The organism is Sphingomonas paeninsulae, from assembly GCF_003660165.1.
In the GTDB taxonomy this organism is placed as follows: Bacteria; Pseudomonadota; Alphaproteobacteria; order Sphingomonadales; family Sphingomonadaceae; genus Sphingomonas_O; species Sphingomonas_O paeninsulae.
In genome coordinates this window covers 2,913,607-2,923,164 of record NZ_CP032829.1, presented here as the reverse complement: position 1 = coordinate 2,923,164, position 9,558 = coordinate 2,913,607, and the positions used below count along the sequence as shown (strand labels likewise).

General features: G+C 55.8%; 8 protein-coding genes and 1 pseudogene. 1 reads left to right on the top strand and 8 read right to left on the bottom strand.

All coding sequences use genetic code 11. The features are described from left to right. Positions 1–554: 554 nt before the first annotated feature. Together D3Y57_RS19900 and D3Y57_RS19895 are read right to left on the bottom strand one after the other, a co-directional pair. A complete protein-coding gene (locus tag D3Y57_RS19900) occupies positions 555–2,300 on the bottom strand; it encodes a DNA-directed RNA polymerase (RefSeq protein WP_162987231.1) in 1,746 nt (581 codons plus the stop codon). 107 nt (positions 2,301–2,407) lie between these two features. Continuing rightward, positions 2,408–3,223: a hypothetical protein gene (locus D3Y57_RS19895; protein WP_162987230.1), complete on the bottom strand. Its 816-nt coding sequence runs from the start codon at positions 3,221–3,223 to the stop codon at positions 2,408–2,410. Between the two features lie 312 nt (positions 3,224–3,535). On the opposite strand from D3Y57_RS19895, the gene D3Y57_RS20325 reads away from it, so the two are divergent. Then, a complete protein-coding gene (locus D3Y57_RS20325; RefSeq protein ID WP_162987229.1) occupies positions 3,536–3,700 on the top strand; it encodes a hypothetical protein in 165 nt (54 codons plus the stop codon). Between the two features lie 29 nt (positions 3,701–3,729). Here the strand turns inward: D3Y57_RS20325 and D3Y57_RS19890 are convergent, their stop codons facing one another. From D3Y57_RS19890 to gatC, 6 genes and pseudogenes are all read right to left on the bottom strand, one after another. Beyond that, a complete protein-coding gene (locus D3Y57_RS19890) occupies positions 3,730–4,320 on the bottom strand; it encodes a hypothetical protein (RefSeq protein WP_121155482.1) in 591 nt (196 codons plus the stop codon). Continuing rightward, complete coding sequence (locus D3Y57_RS19885; RefSeq protein WP_162987228.1) at positions 4,317–5,501, bottom strand: M48 family metallopeptidase; 1,185 nt, start codon at positions 5,499–5,501, stop codon at positions 4,317–4,319. Before D3Y57_RS19885 ends, D3Y57_RS19890 begins: the two co-directional genes overlap by 4 nt. Continuing rightward, complete coding sequence (locus tag D3Y57_RS19880) at positions 5,498–6,226, bottom strand: hypothetical protein (RefSeq protein ID WP_121155478.1); 729 nt, start codon at positions 6,224–6,226, stop codon at positions 5,498–5,500. The genes D3Y57_RS19885 and D3Y57_RS19880 overlap by 4 nt, the downstream gene beginning before the upstream one ends. A 70-nt stretch (positions 6,227–6,296) precedes the next feature. Continuing rightward, positions 6,297–7,751, bottom strand: coding sequence for an Asp-tRNA(Asn)/Glu-tRNA(Gln) amidotransferase subunit GatB (gene gatB / locus D3Y57_RS19875; RefSeq protein ID WP_121156253.1), 1,455 nt, complete (start codon positions 7,749–7,751; stop codon positions 6,297–6,299). Next, positions 7,748–9,225, bottom strand: a pseudogene (gatA, locus tag D3Y57_RS19870) (Asp-tRNA(Asn)/Glu-tRNA(Gln) amidotransferase subunit GatA). The gene gatB and the pseudogene gatA overlap by 4 nt, the downstream one beginning before the upstream one ends. Continuing rightward, positions 9,225–9,527, bottom strand: a complete 303-nt coding sequence (gene gatC, locus D3Y57_RS19865; RefSeq protein ID WP_121155476.1) for an Asp-tRNA(Asn)/Glu-tRNA(Gln) amidotransferase subunit GatC — start codon at positions 9,525–9,527, stop codon at positions 9,225–9,227. The pseudogene gatA and the gene gatC overlap by 1 nt, the downstream one beginning before the upstream one ends. Between the last annotated feature and the right edge of the window lie 31 nt (positions 9,528–9,558).

Genomic DNA, 9,558 nt, shown 5'->3' with positions numbered 1-9,558 from the left:
GCTGAGACAGTCAGCGCTGGCCCTACTGTTAGGGTCTTGCGAGGTTCAGAAGGATCAAACTGGTGATCCCGACAATGCCCTTCTGTATCACTCTACCTTTTAGGAATGTTTGCTATGTTGTATCATTCTCTCCAGCAAGGTACGCTTGGCGGAGTCGATATTCGCTCATGGGTTCTTCCTTCGAATGCTCACGGCAAAAGCGAGTGCAAAGATTGAGGCGGCAACTGAATAAATAGCCGCAGCCACCTCATACAATCCGGGGATGTCAGTCATATGCACTTAGCGGACTCGAAGAAAGCCGCGAGAACAGCCCTAGCCTTGTAGCGAGAGGCGTAACTGAGGTCGTTGCCGTTATAACCTTTACCTTGGTAGGTGTCCCACGCCTGCAAGACGCTTAAGGAAATGACAGGGGTGTCGTTAGAGTCTCCCCCGCACTTAGAGGCCGCCAGATGTGTCTCCATCCGACCAATCTTACGGTTAGCTAGTATCAGGGAGTCGAGCAGCTTATCGCACATACAGTCTGTCATATAATATATTCCTCTATCGTGTAATGTTTAAGCAAAGGCATATGAGGCGTCTAAGACGGCCTGTAAGTCCATAGTCCCTTTAGTCGGTAGTTCCGGCAGTCTCTCCTGCCCTTCGATGCTCAGTGAGGCTCTGGCGGACTCCAGCACCTCCTCGAACGGGCAGTAGTTCTCGTACATCTCTACGAAGGCTTCCCGGATGATTTGTGAGAATCGTTGGGTGTCCCCTGCATGTGTCCCGAAGCTATCATGGATGAGCGCAATGTTCGTAATTCCCTCTCGCTTCGCTGCAATGACTGTAAGCATGAGATGAGCCGCGTCCATTGAGTGGATGACATTGGGAGCGATTGCAGAGCGAGCCTTCTCCTTATCAATCCTATCGAGTGGTTTAGTTCGGATGTTAGCTCGTACTTGTCTAATAACTCCTCGACCATCCTCATCGATCTTGTCGTGTGATCCGGCATCGGTGATTGGTACCTTTCGATCAAAGAGGAACAGCTTGAGAGCCTTAACCTCCCAAACGCTGTATTTATGGAGTACCGGGAGACCAACAGGGGAAACCCACGACAACGGTAGTCTTTCGTGAGCGCAGGCACTCGCTACGGACTTGAAGAAACCCATGCCCTCAGTCGCCATGTGGACGATTGAAGTGACAGAGTTGTAGACCTTGCCAGCTAGATAACCTGCGGCCTTGAAGCCACCATCGGTCCCTTGACCATCCTCACGCGCTATAGCCCAAGGGTTGCATGGAATGAGACCCATCAGGACAGCATCGTTGAGCGGCTTCATTGTGTCCGTGAGGAGCTGCTGCCTAAAGCCGAAACGCTCCGAGGAGTAGGCGAAGGTCATTACGTTACGCTTGACCAATGATCGACCTACGCCAACCGAAAGGCAGAGGGTCGCTAGCTCATCGCCTGCATCAGCATCAGCTTGGATACTGACGAGGACATCATCAGCTACGGTTTGGTAGAGGTCACTCGGGGAGTCTGATGGGGCCAGAGACACGAGTGACCCTTCGTCTTCACTTCGCATGGCTGCACTGTAATGCTGGAGTCCACTGTTACTCCCGTCGAGGGCGATGGGGAGACGTGAGGCATAGCTGTCCAACCGTCCTCCAGATACCCAAGCGGCGTAATCGATAGCGGCTGCAAGGAAGGAAAACGGCTTATCGGCTTCAGTCCACCAGAGGTCTGACTTGGGGTCTGCTGCGACGGATAGGATAGCGGGTTCGTTATCTTCGACCCATTGCTGTCTATCGTCAAAGGAGAGCTTACTTCCTTTACCTTTAGCGGTCTGGAAGTCTCCAGTGTTAGCGAGATGGACGGACAACCAAGCCGCTCCAAGTGGGCCGAAAGGCTGTCCATCAGAAAACTGGAACTGAGCTTTGATGTGATCCGCACGTTGATGTGAGAAGTGTGGAATAGGGTAGCTTCGTCCTCGGAAGTCGAGGTTGTGTGGTAAGTAGAAGCGGTCATATTGAGATAACTCCTTAGCGGTTGATAAATCTCGTAGAAGTACCATCCGGTCCGCTACGTTCCCTCGGTCTTTGGTTCGCAGGGACGCGAGGTTGATCTTGACACCCTTCTGCTGTGCCGGGGTCATCGCTGACCATACCTCAGGCTCAACCTTAGGTGGCAGGATGATCCTCTGGTTGCTGGGGAGACCATCGACCGGGATGTTATTCTCGAAGCAATACTCAACCATATCGAGGATAGGCTGATTGATGGCCCAAGGGACCGACTGCATCGAGTTCACAGCCTCCAGAACGTACTCCATCTGCCCTGAGGCGATAGCGTCCTTTACGGCGGCTATGTGATCCTTGTTGTAGGTTCTGATGAGCTTCGACCTGCGAGCTAGCCGGATGTCGTAATAACATCCTGTGTCTACGTCAGTCCAAGGGCGCGGGGGACAACCATTGGTTTGTTCACAACGAACATCCACTCCATCTCATCGTTGATGGATGCGAGGAGGTCTAACCCTTCGTCCGTGAGGCGAATGGCATTCACCATAGCCTTCTTGGGTCCTCCAGAGACAGCCATCTCGTAGATCGACGGGAGTGTAAGGAGGACAGCATTGACCAAAGGCTCACCCATCTTGACGAGGACCTCAGGTGGCCAATCGGCATGGTCCATGTGTTTGGCTACCATGTGCTTGAAGACCTTCGATCGGCTCTTCGCTGAGCCTTGGGCCGACACTACGGAAGCTATACGGTTTATGACCGCACGTCCTTCCTTCGGCATTCCCTTGGTAGACTCCCCATCGGCCTTGAGGTCAGCTATGCGCTGCGCAACCAAAGCCTTCTGCTGAGCCGCTAGGTCCTGAGCTACGATTTCACTCTCCACCAACTGACCAGCAGCAAGCTGTACCATCGCGGATGACTGGAGGCGTAAGGTCCCATTGTGGACAGCATTGAGAGCCGCGTAGGCCAAGGTGTGAGTATCTATACGGCGTAAGGTACTCAGGGCGGTGTGAGCCTTCCCCTTACCTGCCTTAGCTGCATTAGCATCGACCCATTTAGTGATCTCTGAAGCAACCATCGGGATAGCGCCCCTGATGAGCTTAACGCCAGCAGCAGTCGCGTGGTGACCTTCGTTCCTTATGGTTGCTTCGTCTGCCGCTTGGAAGCGCTCGCGACCTGAGATTGCGGAGGAAGCCTCCATGTCTCTCTGTGCTTGGTCTAGGAGGTCGTTAGGAAACATATTGTCCAACTCCATTGGGGTTCTGTATCACTCTACCTTTAAGGATATTCCACAATAATGGACGAATGACAAGAGGCAAACGCCACTCCGCTATCGTCCCGCACTTCTAGATTATGGAGAGTTTACCGAGAGCAGATCGGAGGGTCATCACTTGGACCTAAACCAAGCGCGTCTACCAATTCCGCCACGCCCGCAAAGGTACACTGACAAGGCGCGCGTCTATATGTGGGAAGGTGCAGAAGGGCAAGCCAATCTCCGTCGGTATCGTAACCATAACAAAGGGAGCCACTTCGCCCCCGGCGCGTTTGGTCAATGTATCAGGAGAAAACAAATGGCCAGCGTCCCCCACCCTTCGAAGAACCCGCCCAGAGTCCCGCCGGACAGCCGACGACGCCGCCGCCCGAAGTGAACCCGGTCCCCGGCGATGTGGATATTCCGGTACCGGGCGATCAGCCTACGCCGGACAGTGGTGAGTAGATGGTAAATTGAAGCTGCCGCGCTTTCATTTAAGCGTTGCGCTTGCCATCACTGCATGAGCGCTCGGGAGTCCGGCGTTGAAATAGTGCAGAGCTGCTGCCGTATAGGCGATCATATAAAGCTTGTTTTTTACTATGACTGCCTGAGCCTCCCCGTTCCTGGTAAGTTCTTCTTCCGGTCGCGTGTAATGATAGGTGAATTTGAAACCTTGTCGGTTCAAAAAATGTGACCGGTTCGATTGCATCCACGGTAAATTCAGAAGTCCCGAGCGTAATTCGCGCTGTCTGTTCGTAAAGCTGAGCGACATCAGTAGGCAGCATATCGGCTGCAAACTTGGGAAGTGGCTCCCGCTTTTTGTTGCGATCTTTAGCGAGAGCTTCGCCGCTATCGATCGCCGCGTAAAAATCGATGGTATTCAGCAATGGTCCGTCGAAACTCCACGTTTCACCTTTTTTGAATGGTCGGGCAGAATCTTGATTCCAACCAGGCCCCGCAACCACAGTCATTTGCCCTTTCGCGACTGCGACAGACAGTGTGGCAGGCATCGTGGTCCACTTGGCTATGGCTGGATTGGCAACGGCCAACGCCGCCGCACAAAGCGAATATTGGATCAGTTTCATTGTGCTTCCCCTGCGATCATAAGCAGCATTGGCTTGTCACCCGCTTGCGGATTGCGCTTTAAATACTCATCGATTGCTGGCTTTGCGCCCGGTCGATCGCCGTTGCGAGCAAGCGCCAGTCCCAAGCCGCGCCAGGCTTGTGCCGGAGCATCCGGCATTCCCGTTGCTTTGCGATAAAATAATGCCGACTGCTGAACATCTGTCGCTCGTCCACGAGCGCGATACAGTTCTCCGCGTGCGTACAGCAGCGGCCCGGTCCAGCCATTCGTGGCAAGGCTTGCCAACAGGAATTCGGAACCGCCGAAATCGTTCAGCTTGATCTGATCGTCAATCAACATCGGCCACAAATGACTGATCGCAGCCTCATATTCTGCCGCACCGTCGAAATCGTTGCCAACGCCCACCTTGACCGCTTCATCAGCCAGATACGTCATGCGTTCTGCATTCATCGGGTGCGAGGCAAACAACCCTTGCGGAGAGTCTTTCAAACTTTTTACACCGCGCGCTGTTGCGGTTGCGTCATCTTCACTGCGTAGCCCGGACCATATCTGGCTCGCGTTGAGCGTTCGATATCCGGCAGTTCCCATATCTCGAATACCACGAAAGTCGGCGTCGCGTTCTTGGTCTCGGGAAAACCGATAGTGATTTCCCCAAAAGGCGGTGCGATAATCCTGATACTGGCCCGCTCCGATAGAAATAACGGTCAGCCAGTTAATCCAGCTTGCGGTGTTGCGCCTGCTTTTAAGGCCCAAAAGACCGTGCCTCGCCTCGAAATGACCGAACTCGTGACCCAAAACAGCAGCAAGCTGCGCCTCGTTCCGAAACCTTATCAGCGCGCCAGTGAAGACTGTGAGCATACCGTTCGGATACATGCTCGCATTGAAAAATGGCTGGCGAACGACATAAATCCGGGCGGCCGTGCAGCGTTCGGAACCGACTTCGCGGCACAAAACTTTATTTAGATACGCCGTGAGCTTTTCATCACGAACCAACAGCTTGGAATTTTTCAACTCCCTTTCGGTTTCGTCCGATTCGGCCCAGATACCTTTCTCATCGACACCAATCGGTTGATATCCATGAGTAGCAGGCGATCCGAAGGGTTTAGGTTCGCTGGCAACCGAAAGGCTGGCCCACGCTATCGCCGCGACAGCGATAAACCGCCGCAAATTACCCAAATTCACTTCGCCGCAGCTATCGGCATTCCTTGCAACGGAAAATCTTCGAGCAATTGGGCAACACGCTTGGACGCGCCATCAGCCTCTCGGACGTTCCCGCCCATCGCATAGTCTGCGTTTATCCAGAGCAGGTCGCCAGTCTTGAGATCAATTAAACCCGCATAGCCAGTATGCTTGCCCGACGACATGCCAACGCCCGCTATACCGGCTGCAAAGAGTTGCAGCATTTTGCGACCTGTCGATCCGAATGCGTCATCTGTGGTTATGAAAAGGCCATAGTCGCCACCGCCGATCTGACCGAGGCGCGCAACGCCGGTGCCAAGCGTGTACTCGAAACCCGTCTTTTTCGTAGGGAGGCGATTGCCCTTAAAAAGGCGATGCTGGAGCACAGTGTCCGACACGCCACGAAAGAGCGCGCGATACTCGGCAAGAAGAACGCCGTCGTCTCCCGATAGTTCGGGCATAAAAACGATCTCGCTGGCACCTTTGGGCTTCCCGGCGACCAAAGCATTAGCCAAAAATGTCCGGGCCTCTGCGGTCCAGTCTGCCATCGGAGTCACAATGCCACCGGCAGACTGCGATCCCACTTTCACATCTGGGCGAAAGACCAGAATTCGTACCGGGTGATCATTAGGAAAAACAAAACCCGGCTTTAAAGCCGACTTTTCTTGAGCGAGTGCTGCACTCGACGTGAGTGCGACAACAAGCGCTGCGCAGAACCAACGATTCATTTAAATGCCCCCCAGCATCTAAGCTATTTAGAAAGCTTAGTCGCTGAGGTTTATGAAAACACACCGATCGTTACGCAAGCGATTTCTTTAACAATTCATTAATAACCTGCGGATTGGCCTTACCCGCCATCGCCTTCATCGTCTGACCGACAAAGAACCCAAACAGCGCTTCTTTGCCCGCCTTATATTGTTCGACCTTGTCACCATTGGCGGCCAGAACTTGGGCAATAACGGCATCAATCGCGCCGGTGTCGCTAGTCTGCTTCAACCCGCGATCTTCAACTATCTTTGCTGCCCCGTCACCTGTCTCCAGCATCGCCTCGAACACCTGCTTGGCGAGGCTCCCCGAAATCGTGCCATCGGCCACCAGACCCAGCAATTCCGCTGCCTGAACAGGCGAAACCGGGCTAGCCGCAATATCCTTGCCCAATCGGTTCAGCGCACCGAACAGTTCCGACGTCAGCCAGTTCGCACCTGCCTTTGCTTCGGCCCCCGCAGCCAGCAACGCCTCGAACCAGCGCGCCGTCTCAACATCCGATGTGATGACATCCGCATTATATGGCGGGATACCCAGCACATCGACGAACCGCGCCCGCTTGGCATCGGGCAGTTCGGGTAACGAAGCCTTGCACTCCGCAACGAACTCTTCGGTCAGCACCAGCGGCAACAGATCGGGATCGGGGAAATAGCGATAATCGTGCGCGTCTTCCTTTGACCGCATCGACCGGGTGACGCCCTTGTCCGGGTCGAACAGCCGCGTTTCCTGAACGATCTTGCCACCATCCTCGATCACCGCGACCTGACGTTTCGCCTCATATTCAACGACCGCCTGAATGAAGCGCACCGAATTGACGTTCTTCGTCTCCGTCCGCGTGCCGAATTCTTCACCCGTCCGCCGCACCGACACGTTCACGTCGGCGCGCATCGAACCCTGCTCCATATTGCCGTCGCACGACCCGACATAGCGCAGGATCGCCCGCAGCTTTTTAACATACGCACCAGCTTCCGCAGGCGAACGCATATCGGGCTTCGACACGATTTCCATCAGCGCCACACCGCAGCGGTTGAGGTCGACATAAGACATCGTCGGATGCTGATCGTGCATCAGCTTGCCCGCATCCTGTTCGATATGGATGCGCTCGACGCCGATGACTTTTTCGCCTTCCTCAGTCTCGACCAGCAGCGAGCCTTCACCGACGATCGGGTGATAAAGCTGCGAAATCTGATAGCCCTGCGGCAAATCGGCATAAAAATAATTTTTGCGATCGAACCGGCTCCAGCGATGGATTTCCGCGTCGATGGCAAGGCCGGTCCGAACAGCCTGCTTCACGCACTCACCGTTCAGCGTCGGCAACATCCCCGGCATCGCAGCATCGATCAACGACACCTGCGCGTTCGGTTCGGCACCGAACTCGGTCGATGCGCCTGAAAACAGCTTTGCGTTCGACGTGATCTGCGCGTGGACCTCAAGGCCGATTACGACCTCCCAATCCCCGGTTGCGCCTTTTACCCGATAATTGCTCACCACCAAGCCTCCGGTCGCGCGGTAAATCCGGCGCGTTCCTCTATTGCGAGCGCCGCATTCAGCACGCCCTGCTCATCCAGCGCCCGTCCGATAATCTGCAATCCCAGCGGCAATCCGCCAGCATCCAGCCCACCCGGAATCGACATCGCGGGCAATCCGGCCAGCGACGACGGCACCGTGAACACATCGTTCAGATACATGGCCAGCGGATCGTCCGATTTCTCACCCAGCGCAAATGCGGCACTGGGTGCGGTTGGGGTCAGCAGCAAATCACACCCCTCAAACGCGCGGTCGAAATCGCGAGCGATCAGTGTCCGTACCTTCTGCGCCTGCGTATAATAGGCATCGTAGAAGCCAGCGCTCAGCACATAGGTGCCGATCATGATGCGCCGCTTCACTTCCGGCCCAAAGCCCGCAGCCCGCGTCGCCGCATACATATCCTGCAAGCCCGCACCCTCGGGCAGATCGCGCAAACCGTAACGCACGCCATCATAACGCGCGAGGTTCGACGAAGCCTCTGCCGGGGCAATAATATAGTAGGCCGGCAGCGCATATTTCGTATGCGGCAGCGTGACCTCGACGATCTCCGCGCCCGCGTCCTTCAGCCACGCAATCCCACGCTCCCACAGTGCATCGATCTCAGGAGGCATGTTGTCGACGCGATATTCCTTGGGAATACCGATGCGTTTGCCTTTTAGGTCGCCCGACAGTCCGGCTTCCCAATGCGGAACCGCCACTTCCAGCGAGGTTGAATCCTTGGCATCGAACCCCGCCATCGCCTCCAGCATGATCGCGCAGTCGCGAACATCGCGCGCCATTGCACCCGCCTGATCGAGCGAGGACGCAAACGCCACCACGCCCCAGCGCGAACACCGGCCATAAGTTGGCTTTATCCCGGATATGCCAGTGAAAGCAGCAGGTTGACGGATCGATCCGCCGGTATCGGTGCCGGTCGCACCCGGGCAAAGCCGCGCCGAAATCGCCGCCGACGAACCACCGGACGACCCCCCGGAGCCAGCGCCGCATTGCTGCCCGTCCGTCGCCACGGTGAAATCACCGGCCCGAACGCCGAAGTCTCGTTCGAAGACCCCATCGCGAACTGATCGAGGTTCAGTTTTCCGAGCATCCCGGCGCCCGCCGACCACAGCTTGCCCGAAACCGTTGATTCATACTGCGGTGTAAACCCGCCAAGAATCGAACTTGCGGCAGTCGTCGTCACCCCTTCGGTACAGAAGAGATCCTTCATGCCGATCGGTACACCCGACAGCGGCTTCAGATTCCCCGCAACCCGCGCCGCATCCGCAGCATCGGCAGCAGCCAGCGCATGGTCTGGTGTCTCTACCAGAAAAGCGTTCAATCCCTTGGCGGCCGCAACGTTAGCATTGAACGCCGTCGCTACTTCACGCGCGGAGAACGTGCCATCACGCACACCATCGCGGATTGCCGCAATGCCGAGATCAGTAAGGTTCGTCATTATTCGATCACTTTCGGCACACCGAAAAACCCGTGTTCGGGTGCGGGTGCATTGGCCAGAATCTTGGTGCGGATGTTGCCCCCGGTTTGCGGATCGGCGTTGACCACATCGTCGCGCCACCGCAGCGTATTGGCGATCACTGCGGTCATCGGTTCGATACCGGTGACATCAACCTCGCCCAGTTGTTCTATCCATCCGATGATGTTGTTGAGTTCGGGGACCATCGCCTCCACCTCGTCATCGCGCATGGCGATACGGGCGAGTGAAGCGATCTTGCGGACGGTTGCGCTATCGACTGACATGGCTGCGCCCGCTAGCAGGCTGGACCGAACC